Origin of the sequence: Desulforamulus aeronauticus DSM 10349 (genome assembly GCF_900142375.1) — a bacterium.
In the GTDB taxonomy this organism is placed as follows: Bacteria; Bacillota; Desulfotomaculia; order Desulfotomaculales; family Desulfotomaculaceae; genus Desulfotomaculum; species Desulfotomaculum aeronauticum.
Genome location: NZ_FRAR01000006.1, coordinates 53,181 through 74,357, shown reverse-complemented (window position 1 = coordinate 74,357; position 21,177 = coordinate 53,181). Strand labels below are relative to the sequence as shown.

Here is a 21,177-nt window from a genome sequence, read left to right as displayed (position 1 = left end):
TACCTACAGTAGCAGACAAAAATCTATGCAATAAATAATTACAGGCCTACGGCCTAAGGCTGATGGCCAAAATGGTTTTCTGACCCAAAAAGGAGCGACGAAATGACAAAGATACTAGACGGCAAGCAAGTGGCAGCTATGCTACGGGAAGAACTATATCAAGAAATAGCAGCACTGAAAGAACAGGGAACAGAACCCCAGTTGGCTGTTCTTTTAGTGGGAGAAGATCCTGCTTCCTTGGCCTATGCCATGTTTTTAGAAAAGGTAAGTAAAAATGCAGGGGTACTCTTTATTCTACATAGATTATCCAACCAGGCCAGTGAATTAGACATTAAGCTAAAAATAGAAGATTTAAACTCGGATGCAAAGGTGCATGGCATTCTTCTAATGATGCCATTACCGCCTCATGTAAACAAACAGAGAGTGATGGAGGTCGTATCCCCATTAAAGGACGTAGACGGCCTACATCCCTTCAATCGGGGGCATTTAATCAGTGGTGGAGTTTGCTTACAGCCTGCTACTCCCATGAGTTGCTTAGAAATTATGAAACGTTCGGGTATCTCCCTGTCAGGGAAACACATGGTGATCGTTGGCAGGGGGGAAACCGTTGGTAAACCGCTGGTATTTATGGCTCTGGCGGAAAATGCAACGGTAAGTGTTTGTCACAGTCGTACTGCTGACTTGGCTTTCTTTACCAAGCAGGCAGATATTGTAATAGCTGCCGTAGGAAAACCAGGCTTAATCACTGCCGAGATGGTAAAACCCGGGGCGGTGGTGGTGGATGCCGGAATTAGTGAGCTGAATGGTCAAATAACCGGTGATGTTGATTTTGAGCGGGTTAAAGAAGTGGCAGGGGCCATTACTCCGGTGCCTGGTGGAGTGGGCAGTTTAACCACGGTTCTAATGCTAAAGAATTTGGTCAAAGGTATCCGCTTGCAGCAACAGGTTCAGGAAGAGGAGGAATCATTCCCATGTCCATAAGTTACTTGCGTTGGTCAGTAGAAGAACTCTTCGAGAAATCTAGCTCTGCTGCTCCAGAGCCTGGTGGTGGAGGGGTATCTGCTATGAGCGGCTGCCTGGGATGCGGTATGCTGACGATGGTGGCTCGAATTACAGCCAGTAAAGTGAAAGACATCGACGTATCCAAAGAAATAGCCCTGGTAATTTCAAGTCTTGAACAAAATATGGAGAATTTAAAGAATCTTGCCCAAAAGGATATGCAAGCCTTTCAGCATTTTATGGATGCTTTAGCTTTACCCAATAGTACACCGGAAGAAAAGAACCTGCGTGAAGAAAAAAAGCAGCAGGCAGCCCTACTATCTGCAGAGGTTCCCCTGGAAATCGGACGCAATTGCCTGGCCGCTCTTCACCAAGCGAAGATTATTTCCTCCCTGGGCAGTAAACTGGCTATTAGTGATGTGGCTGTGGGAGCCTACTTGCTGGAAGCCTCTCTTAAGGGTGCATTGTTAATGGTAGAAGCGAATGTTCCCTACCTAAAGGATGCAGCGAAGGTGGAAGAATTACGTAAGGAAAAAGAGATGCTTACATTGGCAGCAGAAGAGTTAGGCAGAGATACACTGCAGCGGGTAAAGACCCGTATGCAGGAGTAATGTGGGAGGTTAAGGATTGAACATGGGAACTGAGAAGCAAACCTTTGAAGAGGCATTGGCCAGATTGGAAGAGGTGGTACGGGAGTTGGAAGCAAGCCAGCTATCCTTAGATCTTGCCTTGGAGTTATTTGCCGAAGGAATTACTTTATCGAAATACTGTAACAGTTGCTTGGAACAAGCTGAGCAAAAAATACAAATGCTAATGACAGATGGCGAGTTAAAAGATGCTCCAGCCAATCTAGTAGGGGGTAACCGCTAATGAATTTTAAAAATGAATTGGCAGCATGGTCTAAACTGGTTGACGATGCCCTAGACCGCTACCTGCCAAAAGCAGACGAATATCCCACTACCATCCATGAGGCTATGCGCTATAGTATTTTTGCCGGGGGCAAGCGGCTGCGTCCGGTTTTGGTGCTAGCTTCAACGAAGGCAGTAGGCGGCAGCGTGGAAAAGGCACTGCCGGTGGCCTGTGCCTTAGAACTTATACACACCTATTCTCTAATACATGATGATTTGCCTGCCATGGACAATGATGATTTTCGCCGGGGACGTCCCACCAACCATAAGGTTTATGGAGAAGCCATGGCTATTTTGGCGGGCGATGCTTTGTTGACCCTGGCCTTTGAACTTATTGCCAGCAGTGCGGCAGCATTTTCATTGGATAGGGTAAACCTTGTTACCTTGGAAATTGCCCAAGCATCGGGTTCCCGTGGTTTAATCGGTGGTCAAGTGGTCGATATGTTATCAGAGAACCAAGCCATTACCGGGGACATCATGGAATATATTCATCGTCACAAAACCGGAGCTTTATTCCGGGCGGCGGTGAGAGCCGGTGCCATCCTGGGTGGTGCCGATGCAGAGCAGCTGACCAGTCTTACCAACTATTCAGAACAAATGGGTTTAGCCTTTCAAATCAAAGATGATCTGTTAGATATTGAAGGTGATGAGGCTAAGCTTGGTAAACCAGTAGGCAGTGATGTAAAAAATCAAAAATCTACCTACCCGTCTTTATACGGTTTGGAAGAAGCCAGAAGAATGGCTGATAAAGCTGCGACTGATGCCTGTGCAGAATTAAAAATTTTTGGGCCAGAAGCGGAATTTTTACGTTCTTTGATGCATTTTATTATCAATAGAGATCATTAAACTGATGAAAGATTTCGCGACAGCAAGCCTGAGCGATAGCTTATATGATTTAAGCAGATAGAAGCGAAAAAATCACCCTTCAAGCATTACGGTAACCTTCTTTAGGATAATTTTGACCTTTGAAGAGAGATATTTTGCATGCTATAATTCAAAGCGTATTCATTAATTTGTGAGTAACTTAAAAATAAGTGATGCAGTATCCTAGTCAGTATGGTCTTTCTGAAGGCGGGCCTAAAAATCCGTCAAGGGCACATCGATGAAGTTCCTGGTGCTGGCTTTTGACGCCCAGTTGGGGGCTGGTACTGGGAGTTAAGGGGAAGGGGCGACCTGCAATGGCATGTGGGCATCGACCCCCTCCCCGTGGAGACTCAAGTGCGTGGGGAGCCGGAAACGGCAAACTATGGCTTGGCTGTTAACCTGCATGTGGTAGGAAGCTGCGTGCAGTGTAGCCTGACTTGAAGTGGCACTGGTGGATTCCTCTGGTACAACAGTAGCATACGGGCCCGTAAGCTACTGTTGTGGGATGAAACCTTTGCTGCAACAGAGTCTAAGAAAGATGCGTGCTGTTGAGGAAAACTCCTAGGCTGTTTGGCACACGTCAGGGTGGGTCAGGGATTAAAGTGTGGACTAAGTGGTAATCTAGTTCTGAGAGCGGTGACGCCTCAGATAGGGTTTAAAGGGTAACCGCCGGTTTGGCGACAGCCGGTACCGCTATGGGAAAACCTGCTAGACCTAAGCCACAACATTTACCTGACCTGCTATCACTTATTTACTTTACCATATACCATGGGGTGAAAAAGTTTTTGGGAAATCAGAAAACGAATATTTCGATACATTACTTACTTTTAGTATTCTTTGGTTCCTTTGTTTTAGCAGTGATTTTTTCCTTATTATCAGAGACACTCACCAGAGCGGTGCAAAGTGTAATTATATCCTTGGCAGGTTTGCTGTTTATTATACTTATCGGTATTCTTGCTGATATTATAGGAACAGCAGCTACTGCTGCTCAGGAGGCACCTTTTCATGCCAAAGCGGCCAAACGTGTTCGCGGGGGTAAGGAGGGTGTTTTTTTGTTAAGAAACGCCGATAAGGTAGCGAATATCTGCAATGATGTAATTGGTGATATTGCTGGTACCGTTAGCGGTGCTTTAGGGATCTCAATTATGGTTAAAATAGTAAGTGAAAATCCCGGTATAGATGCCTTTATTGCCAACATAATGTTTACTGCCCTCATTGCTTCCCTAACGGTATCGGGTAAAGCACTGGGAAAAACACTAGCCTTATCACGGGCAAATGATGTAATATTCTTTGTAGGAAAGTTTTTTGCCTACTGGGAAAAATTGACTGGTAAAAGCCTGGGCAAGAAAAGTCGAGCCAGGTCTTAGAGAAGAAGGTGGACAAGTTTGGGAGTATTACTAAAGAAAATATTTAGTCCTCAGGATTTGCAACAATTTAATGTAAAGCAATTACAAGATTTAGCCACGGAGGTTCGGGAAACGATTATTCATACTGTGGCGGAAACGGGAGGCCACTTGGCCCCCAATCTGGGTGTGGTGGAACTTACCATTGCTATGCATCGGGTCTTTAATTCAGCAGTGGACCGTATTATCTGGGATGTTGGTCACCAGAGTTACGTACATAAATTGCTGACCGGCCGGTGGTCGCAATTCCACACCTTACGCCAGCATGGGGGCATCAGCGGTTTCCCTAAGCCAGAGGAAAGCATTCATGATGCCTTTGCCACCGGACACAGCAGTACTTCCATTTCTGCTGCTCTAGGTCTGGCCTTGGCTAGAGACTTAAACGGCGATAAACATTCTGTAGTGGCAGTTATCGGGGACGGTTCCATGACTGGTGGCATGGCCTTTGAGGCAATGAACCACGCAGGTCATTTAAAAACAAACTTAATTGTGATTCTAAATGATAATGAGATGTCCATAGCACCCAACGTGGGAGCGTTGTCGAGCTACCTGAGCAGGCTCAGGACCGACCCCAAATATTCTAAAGGCAAAGATGAAATTGCTGAATTATTACAAAAAATCCCCCATGGCTCCAAGCTTTTAAAAGTAGTGGATCGGCTCAAAGACAGTTTAAAATATTTAGTCGTACCAGGTATGTTATTTGAGGAACTAGGGTTCACTTACCTTGGTCCGGTGGACGGACATGATCTGAAAGCTGTTATGACTGTATTGCAGCAAGCAAAGGCTGCCAATGGTCCGGTGCTAGTACATGTGCTGACGCAAAAAGGTAAAGGTTACCAGCCAGCAGAACAAAATCCAGATCGTTTCCATGGAGTAGGGTCCTTTGATGTTGCCACCGGGGAAGTGAAAAAGTCCGAGGGTGCCCCCAGCTACACCGAAATATTTGGTAAAACCCTAATCAAGTTGGCCCAAAAGGATGAAAAGATTATTGCTATCACAGCAGCTATGCCTGGTGGAACAGGGTTAAACCCCTTTGCTAAGGAATTTCCCAAGCGTTACTATGATGTAGGGATTGCCGAACAACATGCCATTACCATGGCTGCCGGTATGGCCACAGCAGGCTACCGACCGGTAACAGCCATTTATTCAACCTTCCTGCAGCGTGCCTACGACCAGGTGCTGCATGATGTATGCCTACAAAACCTGCCAGTAGTATTTGCTTTGGATCGGGGCGGCCTAGTGGGCGATGATGGCCCTACCCACCATGGTGTTTTTGATATTGCTTTTCTACGCAATATTCCTAATATTGTGTTGATGTCTCCTAAGGATGAAAATGAGCTGCAGCATATGCTGAATACCGCCATTTATTATAACGGTCCGGTAGCTGTTAGGTATCCCCGGGGCAACGGGGAAGGCGTTGCCATGGATGAAGAATTACAATGCCTACCGATCGGCAAAGGTGAAGTTTTACGAAAGGGCGAGGACGTTGTACTGCTGGCTGTTGGCAATCTGGTTGCCGAGGCCCTGCAGGCCGCCGAAAAACTTACCAGTCGGGGTATTGAAGCCACTGTGATAAATGCCCGCTTTATGAAACCTCTGGATCAAGATTTAATTTTGCAGTACGCCCGCAGGATTAAAAAAGTAATAACTTTGGAAGAACACGTGCTTATGGGAGGCTTTGGCAGTGCCGTGCTAGAGCTGTTTGAAACGGAAGGCCTTTGCGATATAAAAATAAAACGTTTGGGTATTCCAGATGAATTTGTCGAGCACGGTAAGCAAAACATCCTACGTGCCAACTATGGCCTCACTGCAGAGGGAATTGTTGAGGCGGTTTTAGGCTTGGAAAAGGAAGGTAAGAAAGTACATCGGTTGAAGGCTGTATTAGGCCGGAGGATGTAAACCCGGACGATCAGTCATCTGCCATTGGTTTAAAAGAATGGGGGCTGTTGCAAAACGAACATTACGAGCGGTTAATAACCGCTCCCTACAAAATATTGAGGAACGCTTTGCAGCATTACCACAATATGTAGGGGCGATTATGAATCGCCCGCCGTTTTGCAACAGCCTCTAATACTAATCCACATTAAATAAGTTCCCTTAAAGTGGATTAGTAGATACTGTTTTCCTATGTTGTGGACAAATATTTGTCCACATTTTAAAATAAAAACAGTATAAAAATCTTGGTTCTGTTCAGAACCACGTGGAGGATTTCTAACTTGGCTGTTACTAAAGAACGCTTAGATATATTCCTGGTCAATAACGGTTTTTTTCCTAGCCGGGAAAAGGCCCGTGCCGCGGTGATGGCCGGGCTTGTTTTTATTGATGGGAATCGGGTGGACAAACCCGGTCATCCAGTAAAACAAGGAGCAGATGTGCAGGTACAGGGAAATCCCCTTCCCTATGTAAGCAGGGGAGGACTAAAACTGGCCAAGGCTATGCAAGCTTTTACCATTGATTTAACAGATCGGGTGGTCATCGATATCGGGTCCTCGACGGGCGGTTTTACCGATTGTGCCTTGCAGAATGGTGCTAAAAAAGTTTATGCTGTGGATGTGGGCTATGGACAGTTGGCCTGGAAATTACGGTCAGATCCCAGAGTAACTTCTCTGGAAAGAACGAACATACGGTATTTGGAGCCCACTGCTTTACCCGAAAAACCGAGTTTTGCCACCATTGATGTATCCTTTATCTCTCTCTCCTTGGTACTACCCCGAGTCGATGTGTTAACAGAACCCCAAGCAGAAGGGATCGCCTTGATTAAACCCCAATTTGAGGCGGGCAAAGAGCGAGTTGGCAAAAAAGGTGTCGTACGGGAACCAGCAGTACACAAGGATGTTATACATAAAGTATTAGCTGTGGTGGATAGCCTTGGCTGGCAGGTGGGGGGCTTAGACTTTTCTCCCGTCCGTGGCCCGGAAGGAAATATTGAGTATTTGTTGTATTTCTTAAAAGGACCGGGACGTGAGTCGACGGTTGTGGATGTGGACAAAGTGGTGGCAGAAGCACATGGGACGTTGGAGAGATAATGCCCATTGGCCAGTGGCCAGTGGCCTTTTGGGTTTAAAATGATTAACTAGATTACGCTCTACATTGAATATTTGAGATTTGACATGGCTTTACGATAAGTCCAAGTTTGGCTAATGGCAATGGAGGTGTTTGCGTGCTTCCAGGTGATCTTCTGCTAATAGGCATACTCATCGGTGCTATTTTAATCTATAATATAATTAAATTTGGACAATCCTATAGGGCTAGAAGGCGGGTGCTAAAGGCAGGAAGAGCCGAGGTAGCTGCCAGGAGATTTTTGGAGGCACAGGGTTATAGCATTCTTGCTGTTCAGGAGAGAGTCCCCATTGTCACCAAGGTTAACGGTAAGCCCCATAAAAGCCATATTCAGGCCGACTTAATTGTACAAAAAGGGAAGCAGGTATTTGTGGTAGATGTAAAAACAGGGGCAGTGGCAGAGAGACCTGCGTCGCCAGACAACAGGCGACAGTTATTGGAGTATTACCTGGTATACCGACCTGATGGTGTGCTGATTCTCGATATGGATCATGAGAAGCTTTATGCAATAGATTTTGACATCAAATTTCCGGCTGTCAAGGGACCTAAGACCCTACCTATCCCCTATTTGGTTTGTTTTTGTGCAGGGGTAATTGTGACTTTTATCTTATTATATAAAGGGGGAACTATCAGTTGAACACCATCGGACTGGTGGTCAACAGCAGCAAGGGTAATGTTGCAGAACCCGTGAGCAGGTTGGTTTCCTGGTTAACCGAGAGAAAAGTAACCGTACTCTATAACGAGGAAAGTGCCTCCTTATTAGGCTTGTCGAGTGGGCTACCCACAGGAGAATTAGCTCATCAATGCGACTGTATCATGGTGTGGGGAGGGGATGGCACTCTCCTGAACTGTGCCAGGCAAACAGCTGCCACTGGCACACCTATCTTTGGAGTAAACCTGGGCCGATTAGGCTTTTTAACGGAAATAGACATACCTGATCTTAGAGAGAAAATGCTTGCCCTTTTAGCAGGGGAGTATTTTATTGAAGAAAGAATGATGCTGCAGGCTACCGTTTTGAGGAATAATGAAATCATTGACCAGGCCATTTGCCTAAATGATGCAGTGGTTTCCAAAGGAGCGTCCTTTCGGATGGTCCATCTGACGATGAAAGTGAACGGAGAGCACGTGGGAACCTTCGCGGCAGACGGTCTTATTTTAGCTAGTCCCACCGGCTCTACGGCCTATTCACTTTCTGCGGGCGGACCCATCATTTCTCCTGAAGCCCAAGTTTTGTTGATTACGCCTATTTGTCCCCATTTATCGAACCGACCGCTGGTAATATCTCCGGAAAGTGAAGTGGAGGTAGTGGTATTGCCTGCTGTGGAAGATGTGCGATTAACCTTGGATGGTCAGTATGGTGTAACCCTAAAGGTCGGAGATAAAATAATAGTCAAGAGAGCCCCTGTGAAGGCGCGGTTTTTAAAAATACAAAAAACCAGCTTCTTTGATGTTTTACGGGGTAAACTAAAGGAGTGGCAGAGTGGCCTTGATTAATTGGTTTATGGTTGCCCAATTGGGTCACCATTTTCTCTTAGAAAGGTTACAGGATGGAGATATTGCTTTGGACGGCACCATGGGTAATGGGCATGACACCCTAATGTTAGCCGAAGCTGTGGGTTCCCAGGGTAAAATTTATGCCTTTGATGTACAAACACAGGCTCTTACCAATACCAGAGAAAGACTGGCTGCTGCCAATCTACTGGATGAAAGGATAAAGTTAATCCAGGATGGTCACCAAAATATTTACCAACATGTCAAACAACCCATTCAAGGAGCTATTTTTAATTTAGGATATTTGCCAGGTAGCGATAAGGAGCTTATCACGCAAACCAATACTACCTTGGAGGCATTGCAACAAACACTCCATTTACTAGCAGTGGGCGGGCGTCTGGTGATCGTTGTCTACCCAGGACATCCGGGAGGACAAGAAGAAAAGGAGGCTATAGAAAATATGGCTTCTCAATTGAATCCAAGCCAGTACAAAGTGCTTAAAATAAACCTATTTAACCGGCCACCCTCAGCACCGGGAGTCATTTTGATAGAGAAGGTGGTGGACATTGCATGAAAACACAGCGTCAGGCAAAAATAGCAGAACTGGTTCGTGAGAGAAATATTGAAACCCAGGAAGAATTGGCCACTGCTTTACGCTCAGAGGGTTTTGAGGTAACCCAAGCCACGGTATCTCGGGACATCAAAGAGCTTAGTTTAATTAAAATACCAGGAGAAAATAACACTTCTTACTATTCATCGCCCGATGAGCCACTTTTGCGTCGGGGTGGTGAAGATCGCCTAAAGCGTTTGGTACGGCTTTCCCTAAGTGATATTAACTCCAGTGAAAACTTAATTATTATTAAGACACCTCCCGGCGAAGCCCAGGGTATGGCATCAGCTATCGATCATATCCACTGGCAAGAAATCATAGGAACCGTAGCGGGGGATGATACCATACTGATCATTGTGAAACCGAAAGAGGCCACACCACAGGTTGTCCAGAGATTTTTGGATTTAGCAAGGGGGTAAGCCCGTGCTCCATTCATTGTATATTAAAAATTTTGCTTTGATTGATGATATTGAGGTAACCTTTGAAAAAGGTCTCAGTGTGGTTACCGGTGAAACTGGCGCTGGTAAATCTATGCTCATTGATGCTTTACAAGTAGCCCTGGGAAGTCGTGCCTCGTCTGATTTTATCCGGGCTGGCAGAGAAAAGGCGGTTGTACAAGCCACCTTTGATGTTTCCGAATTGCCCTTTGTGAAACAACGATTAGCTGAACTAGGTATCGATTGCGAAGAAGATCCGTTACTGATCTTTTCTAGGGAATTGGCCCGTAGTGGCAAAAATGTATGCCGGGTGAACGGTCGCCTGACAAATCTTAGCGTCTACCGAGAAGCAGGTATTGGGTTGGTGGATATGTTGGGTCAACACGAACAACAAACTCTGCTCAACCAAGATAGGCATCGCTGGCTTTTGGATAGGTTAGGCGGTGGGGAGCTGTTAAGCCAAGTTCAAAAAATCAAAGGGATTTATCAGCAATGGAAAGAAGCAACTGCCCAATTGGCAGAACTGGAGAAGAGTGCCCGGGAGTTAGCCAGACGTTTGGACATGCTTACTTTCCAGGTGCAGGAAATCAATAAAGCAGAACTGACAGTGGGGGAAGAAGAGGAGTTATTCAATGAGCGTCGCCTGTTGGTTAACTCAGAGAAAATTTCCCGCTTAGCCGGAGAAATTTACCACTCCTTATATGGAGGCGAAGCCCGAGTCAAACCCGCGGTAGAAACAGTGGGTATGGCTGCTTCCTCTCTACGAGAATTGTGTCAGATAGATGAAAGTCTCAGCGGCCTACTAGAGATGGTAGAAAGTGCCCTGTACCAGCTAGAAGATGTGGCCAGGGAAATCTCTTCCTACAGCGACAAGATAGAATACAGTCCCGAGCGGTTGGATATAATTGAGCATCGGCTCTCACTGATTAAGCAACTAAAATACAAATACGGCTCCACCGTGGAAGAAATATTGGCTTTTAAAGATACAGCGTTGGTGGAAATAGATCATTTAGCCAACAGTTCGGACAGGGCTGAGGAGTTAAAAAGAAATATCACTGCCTTGGCAAAGGAGTGGCATAAGGAAGCTACAGTACTCGGCAAGCTGCGTCGAAAAGCCGCTGGTAAGTTGGAGGAAGATGTAGCCAGGGAGTTAAACTACCTGGAAATGAAAGGCCTTGCCTTTAAAGTAGGAATAAAACAAAGAACAGACCTATCTTCCCAGGGGTTAGAGGAAATCGAATTTTTGATAGCACCGAACCCAGGGGAACCGCCGCGGCCACTGCAAAAAATAGCCTCGGGCGGTGAACTCTCCAGAATCATGTTGGCACTAAAGGTTTTGTTAGCCAGATTGGACGAAGTACCTACCCTTATTTTTGATGAAGTAGATACCGGCGTAGGAGGCAAGGCCTTACAAGCCATTGGCGAAAAACTGGCTCACATTGGCGGTAGCAAGCAGGTTATTTGTGTTACCCACGGACCCCAAGTGGCTTGTTTTGCCGATACGCATTATTTAATTAGTAAGTCTGTGGAAGACGGGCATGCCAGAACATCTGTCGATCGTTTGGATGAGGCAGGCAGAGTAACTGAATTAGCTCGCATGCTGGCAGGCAGGGAAATAACCGATGTGGTAAAAAACCACGCCAGTCAAATGCTTAAAATGTCTGCAGTTTATAAACAAAATACTTAATTTTAGAAACCGAGGCTAGATAACCAAGCCTCGGTTTTATTATTTTTAAAGTTAATTAAAGTGGTATAATTTAAATAAAATAGTAAATTTTTAAAATATTCAGCAGATTATTGAGGTATGAAAATGAATGTTTTTAAATTTGTTTCACCAGAAATTATTTTTGGACCAGGAACTCTATCAGAATGTGGCTTGAGTGCTAGCCAACTCGGGGCACGGCGTATTTTTGTGGTAACGGACAAGGGTGTACAAGCCAGTGGGTGGTTACAGCAGGCATTAGAAAATTTATCTGACAATGGCCTGGAGTATGTAGTGTGGAAGGATGTATCACCAAACCCCAAGGACTACGAAATTTATACCGGGACGCATAAGTATATTGCTAATGGCTGTGATTCTTTGCTGGCTATTGGGGGTGGCAGCCCAATCGATGCAGCGAAAGCGGTAGCTTTGCTAGTATCCAATGGTGGTGAGCTTTCTGATTATGAAGAGATTGACAGTATCAGACGGCCGTTGCCACCGATGATAGCCATTACCAGCACAGCTGGTTCCGGTTCTGAGGTATCCCAGTTTTCCATTATCTTAAATGCACCGGAGAAGCGGAAAATGACCCTCGTTTCCAAGTCCTTGATACCCTATATCTCTATACATGATCCTGAGTTGTTGGCAACCTTGGATACCAAAGTGATGATATATTCCGGGGTGCATGTATTGACGCATGCCATCGAAGCCTATGTTTCCAGAGTAGCTACTCCGCTCTCTGATTTAAATGCATTAAATGCCATCAAATTAGTCGCAGATACCCTTAGGTTGGTAAAGAATGGCTCGCGCAGTAAGGAGGTTCACGGGTGTCTGGCTATGGCCAATCTCCATGCAGGACTAGCCTTTTCCAATGCCATATTAGGAGCTGTACACGCCATGACTCACCAGATCAGTGGTTGGTTAGACATACCGGCTGGTGTAGTGGACGCAGTTTTACTACCCCATGTGGTGGAATTTAATTTACCTGCCAATCAACTAAAGTATGCCAGAGTAGCCGAAGCTATGGGCGAAAAAGTTACCTCCGTAGATGATGGTGCAAAGAAAGTAATAGGTGCCTTTAAAAATTTATTTGCTGAATTGGAATTACCGGACAAGCTTTCCCAACTGGGTATTAATAGTAAGCTATACCCTATTTTAGCTCAAAATATTATTCGGGATGTGTGCTTGGTAACAAATCCCAGGAAAATCCAAATGAACAATATTACTGAGATATTAAGAAGGGCCTACTAAAATGGACAAACCAATATATGATCAAGATTTATTAAATAAGCTCACGGGTGTTCGCTCCACTAGACTTAGTCATTACGTAGAGCTTAGACGAACAATTGAAGAAATGACCAAGCAAAATAAAAGATTGGCAATCATCAATCAGATTGCCCGCAGTATTACTGTGGCCATGTCGTATGATGAGATTATCGACCGGGTGGCAGAACCCCTTAAAGAAGTAATTCCCTATGACCTGTTAAGCTTTTGTCTGCTGGACGGGGAACAACTGGTGATTAAATCGGGTATCCCCAGGGAACAGGTGATTTTAGGGGTAGGAACGGTATTGCCCCAAGAAAAATCGGCTCCCTGGCGTGCCATGGCAGAGAAAAAATGTTTCCTGCGGCAAAATATCTGGGACGATCCAGAAACATATGGGGAGGATAGTGAGCTTAAAAAGGTAGGTATACGCTCAGCGATTATGGCACCACTGTTAATTAAAGATGAGGTAATTGGTACTTTGAATTTTGGCAGCAAAAGAACCTTTGCTTATTCTCCGGGTGAATTTGTTTTTGTTCAACAGCTAGCAGATCAATTGGCTGTTTGCCTTCAGAACAGTAGATTATATGGTGAGGTATTGAAAAATCAAAGGGCATGGGAAGAAACATTTCGCGCTGTCCCAGATACCCTCTACACAATCAATAGTGATTTTGCAATTATGAATATTAATAAGGCACAACTCAAGGGTATCGACTATCGCCAGTTATTAGGAAGAAAATGTTATGACGTATTTAGTGACGACAGCCAACCGTGCGAACCCTGTCCGGCCAGGCAGGCCTTAAACATCGGTAAGCCGGCCTACGAACAAATAACCCGTGAATTATCTCGGATACTTGATGTCTATGCCTTCCCGGTTGTCAATGAGGCTGCCCAGGTTGTGGGGGTAGTCAACTACACCAAGGATGTTACGGAACAAATCCATATGCAGGGCCAGCTTATCCATTCAGTCAAATTAGCCGCGGTGGGGGAGATGGCCGCCGGGGTAGCCCATGAGCTGAATAGCCCCTTAACAGCTATTTTGGGCAATGCCCAGATTTTATTACGTCGTTTAGGACAAGAACACCCGGGCTACCCTCTGTTGGTAGATGTTAAGAATTGCGGTTCCCGGTGCAAAAGGATTATTCAAAACTTGTTAACCTTTTCCCGTCAGGAACAATGTAACCTTGAAGAGGTCCACTTGAACCAGGTTGTGGAAAATAGTCTGGCTCTTGTCTCGTATCAAATAAATAAAAGTAATATAAAAATAACCACGCAGCTTCATCCCAATTTATCCACCGTGTTGGGGAAACAGCAGCAGTTGGAACAAGTTATTGTTAATCTACTGCTCAATGCCAGAGATGCTTTAAAAGGCTTGTCAGAGGGTGTAATTAACGTAACCACGGGTTGTCTTAAAAGAGAAAGCGGGTTAACTGAGGCCTTTGTTTCTGTTAAGGACAATGGGTGTGGCATAGAAAAGCAACATCTGGCAAAGATATTTAATCCTTTTTTTACTACAAAGGATATTTCCAAAGGAACTGGTTTAGGGCTTTCAGTAAGTTTTGGTATAGCTCAAAGCCATGGAGGGCGAATTGTAGTGCAGAGCGAGCCCGGTAGGGGAAGCAATTTTAGTTTGCTTATTCCCCTGGGTGAGAAGGAGAGAGCCAAGTGAAGCGTCAAATAAATGTTTTAGTGGTTGATGATGAAGTGGAAGTATGCAATTTTTTTGTTTTTTTGCTTGACGATAAAGGTTATCATGTGAGCACTGCGTACACTGGCCAGGAGATGCTGCAGCAGCTAAACAGACAGTCCTTTGATTTAGCCTTAGTTGATTTAAGGCTGCCAGATACCGATGGCCTTAAATTGCTGGAACAGATCAAGGCCAAACAATCTCAGTGCCAAGTTATCATTATGACTGGCTATAGTACCGTAAAAACGGCGGTAGATGCAATCAAATTAGGAGCTTACGACTATGTTGAAAAGCCTTTTGAAGAGATTACTGATGTAGAGCGGTTAATTGAAGCAGCCCTTAAAGAAACAGAATGTATGTCTAACCAAAAACATACCCATATGGTTGAGGAACTAGCGGACAACGGTTTCATTTGTTGCCAGGACAGCCCTTTGATAAAAATACTTGATTTAGCCAAGAAGATTGCCAATAAAAATTTAACAGTACTTATTCAAGGAGAAACAGGTGTTGGTAAGGAGATCGTGGCTCGCTATATACACAGCCAAAGTCCCAGGGCCAACAATCCCTTCATTGCGGTAAACTGTGCGGCTTTTACGGAAAATCTGTTGGAAAGCGAATTGTTTGGCCATGAGAAAGGTTCTTTCACCGGTGCTCAGAGTGCCCGTAAGGGAATATTCCAAATTGCCAATGGTGGTACTTTGTTTTTAGATGAAATTGGGGATGCCAGCCCGGGTATTCAAGTCAAGCTGCTACGAGTACTGGAAAGTGGCGAATACTTGCCCGTAGGCGGCGAGAAATTTCAGAGGACGGATATCAGAGTAATTGCTGCCACCAACCTACCCTTGGCGGAAGCCGTTGCCTCAAAAAAATTTCGTGAGGACTTGTATTATCGTTTAAACGCTGTGATTCTTGAAATTCCTCCCTTACGAGAAAGGCTGTGCGATATTGAGTTGTTGGCCTACTATTTTGCCAGAAAGCTACCTTATCTTGATGCTCGGGAAGATGTTTTGATTCAACCTGAGACCTTGAAAATGCTGTTCAATTATCCCTGGCCTGGCAATGTCAGAGAACTTGCCAATGTGATGGCTCGGGCCGTTGTTTTAGCTGAACGAGGAAAAATTACAACAGATACCCTACCGGATATCATTATAAACCAGCGGAAACAGGAAACTCCTGGCTTGCCATGGCTAGCTGGTGAGGATACAGGGGAAATAATAGAACATTTTTCCCAGGTAGTGGCTGACAATTTGGCATCCCTACCGGTTGATTTGAATGACCTCACCCGAAGGCTTAAAGAGGCCCAGTACTATATTATCCGAAGGATTGTTCAGGAGGCATTAGCCCGTGCCCAGGGAAATCGTGAGCAAGCCGCCAGAGAAATGAACTGCACCACCAGAGTATTAAGGTATTATCTAAATGAGCGGGGTTAGTAAATAATTCAACGGCACGAGCCGACTTTTCGGCCTTGTGCCGTTTTTTTGGCATATCAGACCAACATGCTGCTTGGTGATACCACTGATAAATGAAAATAGGCTTACTTTTCAGGACAGAAAATATAAAATTTCCGATATGCCTAAAGGCAAACTAGGCTTACTGTGACCTTTAGGTTACGCCCTTTCAGGGTATTGCGGCAAGGACTAATTATTAATTAAAGTCAAATTATTCAGTCTATTCCAATAAAGATGGCATGAAACTTGCGTAATTAGTTCTGAAGATACCCACTGAAAGACAGTGGAGACAAAGGGAGGTAGTGTGGTGTTAAAAGACTATATACTGGCTACGTCAATTGAAGAGGCCTTGGTCTGCTTAAAGACTTATGCAGGCCAAGCTAGGATTATTGCCGGTGGAACCGATGCAATGTTAGATCTTTCTGCCAAAAAGATAACAACCAGTTGTTTGCTTGATATTACCAAGGTTAAAGAATTAAAAAAGATTGAGTCTATGGATGGTCAAATAGTCATTGGGGCCGCAGTAACTCACAGTGAAGTGAAAAACTCTGATTTAATTAGGACCAAAGCTCCTCTCTTAGCCGAGGCTTCCGGTTCAGTTGGCTCGTTGCAAATCAGAAATACAGCCACTGTGGTGGGAAACGTAGTCAATGCTCAGCCAGCTGCTGATGCCGCGGTAGCTCTGATGGCTCTCGGGGCAGTGGTGGAAATTACAGAAGACGCTGGAACCAGCTATGTACCTATAGAAGAAATGTATCTGGGGGTAGGGAAATCAAAGGTAGATTCCACTAAGCAAATGGCTACTTCGATTCGATTTCCTGCCTTATTGCCTGGTCAGGGTTCAGCTTTTGTCAGGTTGGCCCAACGTGGTGCACTGGCTTTACCCATGCTGAATGTGGCAGTTGTCTTGTCACTTTGCGAAGACAAAGTAGAATGGGTCCGCATTGTCATGGCACCGGTTGCTCCCAAACCTTTGCGGGCGTTAGAAGCGGAAAAGTATCTGCAGGGAGCAGTAATTAACGATGAACTTATTGCCAAGGCAGCTAAGATAGCTGTTTCGGAAGCCACTCCCCGGGACAGCGCACTGCGAGGTTCTGCGGAATATCGTAAAGAAATGCTAGAGGTACTGGTCCGGCGGGCATTACAGCAGGCGTTAACTACCGCTAGATAATGTAGGGTAAATAGTCACTAATCTTTCGAGGGAGGAATTGCGGTGCAGAAAAAAATCTTGAAATTTAAGCTAAACGGCGAGCTTATGGAACTACTTGTTTCGCCGAGTGATACTTTGGTCGATGTAGTAAGAGATAAATTGGGCTTGACCGGAACGAAAAAAGGCTGTGGTAAGGGAGAATGCGGTGCCTGTACTGTAATTATGAACGGACAAAGTGTAAACTCTTGCATTGTTCCGGCCATGCAGGCAATGGATGCCGAGGTTGAAACCATTGAAGGTATTGGCACCAGTGATAAAATGCATCCCCTACAGGAAACCTTTATTGATTATGGTGCCATTCAATGCGGTTTTTGTACGCCTGGTATGATTATGTCGGCCAAGGCATTACTGGATGGCAATCTGTCCCCCAGCCGACTGCAGATTAAAGAGACTATTGCTGGTAATATCTGCCGTTGCACTGGTTATGTGAAAATTGAGCAAGCCGTTCTGGCTGCTGCTGATAAGTTGAAAGCAAGTAAAGATAAGTAGGGGAGGGAAAACCGTGAAGAAAGATTATACTGTGGTAGGTAAAAATATACGTAAATTGGACGCGATAGAGAAAGCTATGGGTGCAGCCACCTTTACCACCGACATTAAGCTGCCAGGTATGTTATACGGCAAGGTATTGCGTAGCCCGTATCCCCATGCCAGGATCGTTAAAATCGATACCAGCAAGGCAGAGGCTTTGCCAGGGGTTAAGGCTGTGGCTACCTATCTGAATACCCCCAGGGTAAAATTTAATACCTCTGCTACCTCTACCTTTACCATCCCTCCTTTACAGCCGGTAGAAGACCAATATGTTTTTGACTCTGTGGTGCGTTACGTGGGTGACGAGGTAGCCGCAGTAGCTGCCACTAGTAAAAAAGTAGCTGAAGAGGCACTAGAATTAATAGAAGTTGAGTATGAACTATTGCCCACTGTTTTTGATCCCCTGGCAGCAATGAAAGAAGAGGCCCCCAGTCTACATCATTGTGAAGCAGGCAAAAATGTTCCCGGTGAAAAAATCCATATCGAAATGGGAGACATTGAGCTGGGTTTCGCCGAAGCAGACTATGTCTTCGAACATACCTTTAAATTACCTGTACAAAAACAGGCTCAGATGGAAACCCAAGCAGCAGTAGCCCAAGTTTCTGTAGATGGTAAGGTTACGGTTTGGTCCACCACCCAGACACCTCACCCGTCTCGCAGAATCTTAGCCACTATTTTTGGCTTGCCCTACAGCAAGGTGCGCGTACTGAACCCTCCTTACATTGGTGGTGGTTTTGGTGTGCGTATCGGTTTGTCGGCTAAGGCTGAACCCATTGCACTGGCCTTGGCGATGTTGGCCAAACAGCCTGTCAAGGTTGTCTATGATCGGAAGGAAGACTTCATTGCTTCCGATACCCGTCACTCGGGCTACGTGACAGTTAAGACAGGAGTTAAGAAGGACGGGACCTTTACAGCCCGTAAAATAATGGGTATTTTAAACTCCGGCGCCTACTGTAGTTGGAGCGCAGAAACTCCAGGGGTGTTGGGAGCTATGGGCCTTTCCATTTACTACTGTCCCAACCAGATGTACGACGGCCATAGTGTTTATACAAATACAACCCCGGCTGGTGCCATGCGGGGCTTTGGGAATCCTCAAGGCATGTTTGCTGTGGATTCCCAAGTAGATATAATTGCCGAGGAATTAGGTATGGATCCTATGGAAATAAGGCGAAAAAATATTATGCGGCCGGGTCTACCCTGGGTATTACCTTATCCCTGCCAGAGTTCCGGTCTGGAAGAGTGTATGGATCTGGGCGCTAAGGCCATTGTTTGGGATCAGCGGGGAAAGCAAAATCAGGATAGTGATACCATCCGTCGGGGTATCGGTATGGCCATCGGTACCCACGTGTCCAATGCTTGGCCCTTCTGTGGCGACTACTCCAATGCCTATGTAACGGTTCAACAGGATGGCTCTATTCAGGTGGCCAGTGGAGTACCGGATATGGGTACAGGTACGATCACCACATTAAGTCAAATGGCCGCTGAAGTAATGGGTATTGCCTTCGGGCAAGTTGGGATTACCTTCGCAGATACCGAGTCTACTCCCTTTGAAATTGGTAGTCATGCCAGCCGAACCTGTTATGCTTCCGGTACTGCGGTGGTAGCTGCGGCTCAGGATGCCAGAAAACAAGTGTTTGAATATGCTGCCAATATGCTAGAGGTTACTCCTGGGGAGCTAGATATCGAGAATGGTATTATTTATTCCACCCTGACCCAAGAAAAGAACATCTCCCTAGGGCAAGTGGCCATGGAAGCCCACCTACGGGGACAGCAGTTCATTGGTGTTGGCCGCATTATACCGCAAAACGCACCACCTTATTTGGCCCATTTTGCCGAAGTTGAAGTGGATACCGAGACCGGCAAGGTAAGGGTCACCAAAATGGTAGCTGCCCATGATGTAGGTAAAGCGATTCATCCGCTCATTGTCGAGGGACAATTGGAAGGTGGCTTGGCCATGGGTATCGGTTATGCCTTAAGTGAAGAAATTAAATATGATGACCGAGGCAGGCAGTTGAACAATGGGTTCCATAAATACATGTTGCCTACCGCCATGGATATTCCAGAATTAGAGGCCATTATCGTGGAAGCAGAGGACCCTACAGGTCCCTTTGGCGCCAAAGGGGTTGGGGAAACAGGTTTAGTGGCCACGGCTGCGGCTATTGCTAATGCAGTCTATGATGCTATTGGTATTCGTTTCTTTGAAATACCTCTAACGGAGGAACGGGTATATAGAGCCCTCAAGGAACGTAAGTAGTAATAACTAAACATGGGGCACCTTCAACGTAAGGTGTCCCTGCTATTTCAATTAGAGGAGGGCTGCCCAGTGCGTACCGAAGTGATACCGGTAGAGAAAGCCATTGGCCATATTTTGGCACACGATATTACTAAGATTATCAGAGAAGAATTTAAAGCAACTTGCCTGGAGCCATGTTTTTGAGTTCCTTACTATCTTTTGAGAAAGGTTGGTCTAAATGGAACTGCTTGTATGGGTAAAAGGAGCTGGTGACCTAGCCACCGGAGTCGCCCACCGACTACACGGCAGTGGTTTTAAGGTGATAATGACAGAAATTCCTCGGCCAACCATGGTGCGACGGACTGTTTCCTTTGCAGAAGCGGTTTATGAAGGACGGTGGCAGGTAGAGGGAAGTACGGCTGTTCTGGTTAAGGGTATCAATGAGATAGCAAACGTCTTTAAACAACAGATGATTCCGGTACTAGTTGATCCAGCTGGACAACAGGTAACGGTACTGAGGCCAGACGTGCTGGTTGACGCTATCATTGCAAAAAGAAACACGGGTACGCATAGAAATTTGGCAACGATTGCCATCGGTTTAGGTCCTGGCTTTACTGCCGGGGTAGATGTACATGCAGTTATCGAAACCAATCGGGGACATTACCTTGGTAGAGTAATTTTAAATGGGACAGCCCAACTGGATACGGGTAGCCCTAGTCCGGTAGAGGGATATACCCGGGAACGACTGCTGCGATCCCCTGCGGAAGGTGTTTTCGTTCCCTGTGTGACTATCAACAGTGTTGTTCAGTCCGGTCAAACTATCGGCTTTGTTGGAGGCGAGCCGGTAAACGCAGGCATTAACGGAGTATTAAGGGGACTATTACGAGGTGGTCTGTGGGTCCATAAAGGTCTCAAGCTGGGGGATATCGACCCTAGGGAGGATTGTTTAGAACACTGCTTCACCATTTCTGATAAAGCCCGGGCTATTGGTGGAGGTGTACTGGAAGCAATTCTATATTTACAACGACATTCTAGTTAGTTAACATAAAAAACGAATTGGAAAATACGAATATTACTGTCCGTGTGGATACGTGAACCGAGGATAATAATAAATCCTCGGTTTTTATTATTTTTATTTATTGAAAATTTCCAAAACCTGTTGAACTAATTTTATTTTATGCAAAAGGTAAAACAAACAAAACTTACAAAATGCTCGAAACCCGCAAAAGTACTGTATTCGGCAATTTTCGGCAGAAATGAGATGAGTAAAAGCGTTTTGAAGAGGTAATCTTAAGATTACGCCAGATTTATTTTGCTTTTATCCTTTTTCTTCG

The 21,177-nt window shown here is 45.4% G+C and carries 19 protein-coding genes; all 19 read left to right on the top strand.

The annotated features are described in order from the left end of the window. Nucleotides 1–102: 102 nt before the first annotated feature. The 19 genes from BUA78_RS02695 (at nt 103) to yqeB (ending at nt 20,882) form a co-directional block, all read left to right on the top strand. Entirely contained in the window at nt 103–981 is an 879-nt protein-coding gene (locus tag BUA78_RS02695) for a bifunctional 5,10-methylenetetrahydrofolate dehydrogenase/5,10-methenyltetrahydrofolate cyclohydrolase (RefSeq protein ID WP_072910754.1), read from the top strand. Beyond that, entirely contained in the window at nt 972–1,610 is a 639-nt protein-coding gene (locus BUA78_RS02690; protein WP_072910753.1) for a cyclodeaminase/cyclohydrolase family protein, read from the top strand. Before BUA78_RS02695 ends, BUA78_RS02690 begins: the two co-directional genes overlap by 10 nt. Nucleotides 1,611–1,632: 22 nt before the next feature. Next, nucleotides 1,633–1,869 (top strand): exodeoxyribonuclease VII small subunit, encoded by a 237-nt coding sequence (gene xseB, locus BUA78_RS02685; RefSeq protein WP_072910991.1) that lies wholly within the window; start codon nt 1,633–1,635, stop codon nt 1,867–1,869. Further along, nucleotides 1,869–2,753 carry a polyprenyl synthetase family protein gene (locus BUA78_RS02680; protein WP_072910752.1) on the top strand — a complete coding sequence of 295 codons (885 nt, stop codon included), beginning with the start codon at nt 1,869–1,871 and terminating at the stop codon, nt 2,751–2,753. The genes xseB and BUA78_RS02680 overlap by 1 nt, the downstream gene beginning before the upstream one ends. An 803-nt stretch (nt 2,754–3,556) precedes the next feature. Beyond that, the gene (locus BUA78_RS02675) at nt 3,557–4,138 is read left to right on the top strand and encodes a hypothetical protein (protein ID WP_072910990.1); all 582 of its coding nucleotides are present in this window, start codon (nt 3,557–3,559) and stop codon (nt 4,136–4,138) included. Nucleotides 4,139–4,156: 18 nt separating this feature from the next. Then, nucleotides 4,157–6,073, top strand: coding sequence for a 1-deoxy-D-xylulose-5-phosphate synthase (gene dxs / locus BUA78_RS02670; RefSeq protein WP_072910751.1), 1,917 nt, complete (start codon nt 4,157–4,159; stop codon nt 6,071–6,073). 317 nt (nt 6,074–6,390) lie between these two features. Further along, the gene (locus BUA78_RS02665) at nt 6,391–7,200 is read left to right on the top strand and encodes a TlyA family RNA methyltransferase (RefSeq protein WP_072910750.1); all 810 of its coding nucleotides are present in this window, start codon (nt 6,391–6,393) and stop codon (nt 7,198–7,200) included. Nucleotides 7,201–7,334: 134 nt separating this feature from the next. Continuing rightward, entirely contained in the window at nt 7,335–7,871 is a 537-nt protein-coding gene (locus BUA78_RS02660; protein WP_072910749.1) for a hypothetical protein, read from the top strand. Next, nucleotides 7,868–8,728 (top strand): NAD(+)/NADH kinase, encoded by an 861-nt coding sequence (locus tag BUA78_RS02655; RefSeq protein WP_072910748.1) that lies wholly within the window; start codon nt 7,868–7,870, stop codon nt 8,726–8,728. The genes BUA78_RS02660 and BUA78_RS02655 overlap by 4 nt, the downstream gene beginning before the upstream one ends. Further along, on the top strand, nt 8,715–9,299 hold the full coding sequence (gene mnmM / locus BUA78_RS02650; RefSeq protein WP_238456691.1) for a tRNA 5-(aminomethyl)-2-thiouridylate-methyltransferase MnmM: 585 nt from the start codon (nt 8,715–8,717) through the stop codon (nt 9,297–9,299). The genes BUA78_RS02655 and mnmM overlap by 14 nt, the downstream gene beginning before the upstream one ends. Then, nucleotides 9,296–9,754, top strand: coding sequence for an arginine repressor (gene argR, locus BUA78_RS02645; protein WP_072910747.1), 459 nt, complete (start codon nt 9,296–9,298; stop codon nt 9,752–9,754). Before mnmM ends, argR begins: the two co-directional genes overlap by 4 nt. Before the next feature lie 4 nt (nt 9,755–9,758). Further along, entirely contained in the window at nt 9,759–11,459 is a 1,701-nt protein-coding gene (recN, locus tag BUA78_RS02640) for a DNA repair protein RecN (protein ID WP_072910746.1), read from the top strand. A 123-nt stretch (nt 11,460–11,582) separates the two neighbouring features. Next, complete coding sequence (locus tag BUA78_RS02635; protein ID WP_072910745.1) at nt 11,583–12,725, top strand: iron-containing alcohol dehydrogenase; 1,143 nt, start codon at nt 11,583–11,585, stop codon at nt 12,723–12,725. A 1-nt stretch (nt 12,726) separates the two neighbouring features. After that, nucleotides 12,727–14,406, top strand: a complete 1,680-nt coding sequence (locus BUA78_RS02630) for a GAF domain-containing sensor histidine kinase (protein WP_072910744.1) — start codon at nt 12,727–12,729, stop codon at nt 14,404–14,406. After that, complete coding sequence (locus BUA78_RS02625; RefSeq protein WP_084082282.1) at nt 14,403–15,854, top strand: sigma-54-dependent transcriptional regulator; 1,452 nt, start codon at nt 14,403–14,405, stop codon at nt 15,852–15,854. The genes BUA78_RS02630 and BUA78_RS02625 overlap by 4 nt, the downstream gene beginning before the upstream one ends. Nucleotides 15,855–16,179: 325 nt before the next feature. Beyond that, nucleotides 16,180–17,043 carry an FAD binding domain-containing protein gene (locus tag BUA78_RS02620; RefSeq protein ID WP_072910743.1) on the top strand — a complete coding sequence of 288 codons (864 nt, stop codon included), beginning with the start codon at nt 16,180–16,182 and terminating at the stop codon, nt 17,041–17,043. Between the two features lie 42 nt (nt 17,044–17,085). Next, the gene (locus BUA78_RS02615; protein WP_072910742.1) at nt 17,086–17,571 is read left to right on the top strand and encodes a (2Fe-2S)-binding protein; all 486 of its coding nucleotides are present in this window, start codon (nt 17,086–17,088) and stop codon (nt 17,569–17,571) included. A gap of 13 nt (nt 17,572–17,584) precedes the next feature. Then, on the top strand, nt 17,585–19,864 hold the full coding sequence (locus BUA78_RS02610) for a xanthine dehydrogenase family protein molybdopterin-binding subunit (RefSeq protein WP_084082281.1): 2,280 nt from the start codon (nt 17,585–17,587) through the stop codon (nt 19,862–19,864). Nucleotides 19,865–20,081: 217 nt separating this feature from the next. After that, nucleotides 20,082–20,882 (top strand): selenium-dependent molybdenum cofactor biosynthesis protein YqeB, encoded by an 801-nt coding sequence (gene yqeB, locus BUA78_RS02605; protein WP_072910740.1) that lies wholly within the window; start codon nt 20,082–20,084, stop codon nt 20,880–20,882. Nucleotides 20,883–21,177 lie beyond the last annotated feature (295 nt).

Bases quoted from the DNA above. Each gene is read 5' to 3' on its own strand.
- BUA78_RS02690 (WP_072910753.1), top strand. From the start codon at position 972: ATGTCCATAAGTTACTTGCGTTGGTCAGTAGAAGAACTCTTCGAGAAA.
- BUA78_RS02635 (WP_072910745.1), top strand. From the start codon at position 11,583: ATGAATGTTTTTAAATTTGTTTCACCAGAAATTATTTTTGGACCAGGA.
- xseB (WP_072910991.1), top strand. From the start codon at position 1,633: ATGGGAACTGAGAAGCAAACCTTTGAAGAGGCATTGGCCAGATTGGAA.
- BUA78_RS02680 (WP_072910752.1), top strand. From the start codon at position 1,869: ATGAATTTTAAAAATGAATTGGCAGCATGGTCTAAACTGGTTGACGAT.
- BUA78_RS02630 (WP_072910744.1), top strand. From the start codon at position 12,727: ATGGACAAACCAATATATGATCAAGATTTATTAAATAAGCTCACGGGT.
- argR (WP_072910747.1), top strand. From the start codon at position 9,296: ATGAAAACACAGCGTCAGGCAAAAATAGCAGAACTGGTTCGTGAGAGA.
- yqeB (WP_072910740.1), top strand. From the start codon at position 20,082: ATGGAACTGCTTGTATGGGTAAAAGGAGCTGGTGACCTAGCCACCGGA.
- BUA78_RS02695 (WP_072910754.1), top strand. From the start codon at position 103: ATGACAAAGATACTAGACGGCAAGCAAGTGGCAGCTATGCTACGGGAA.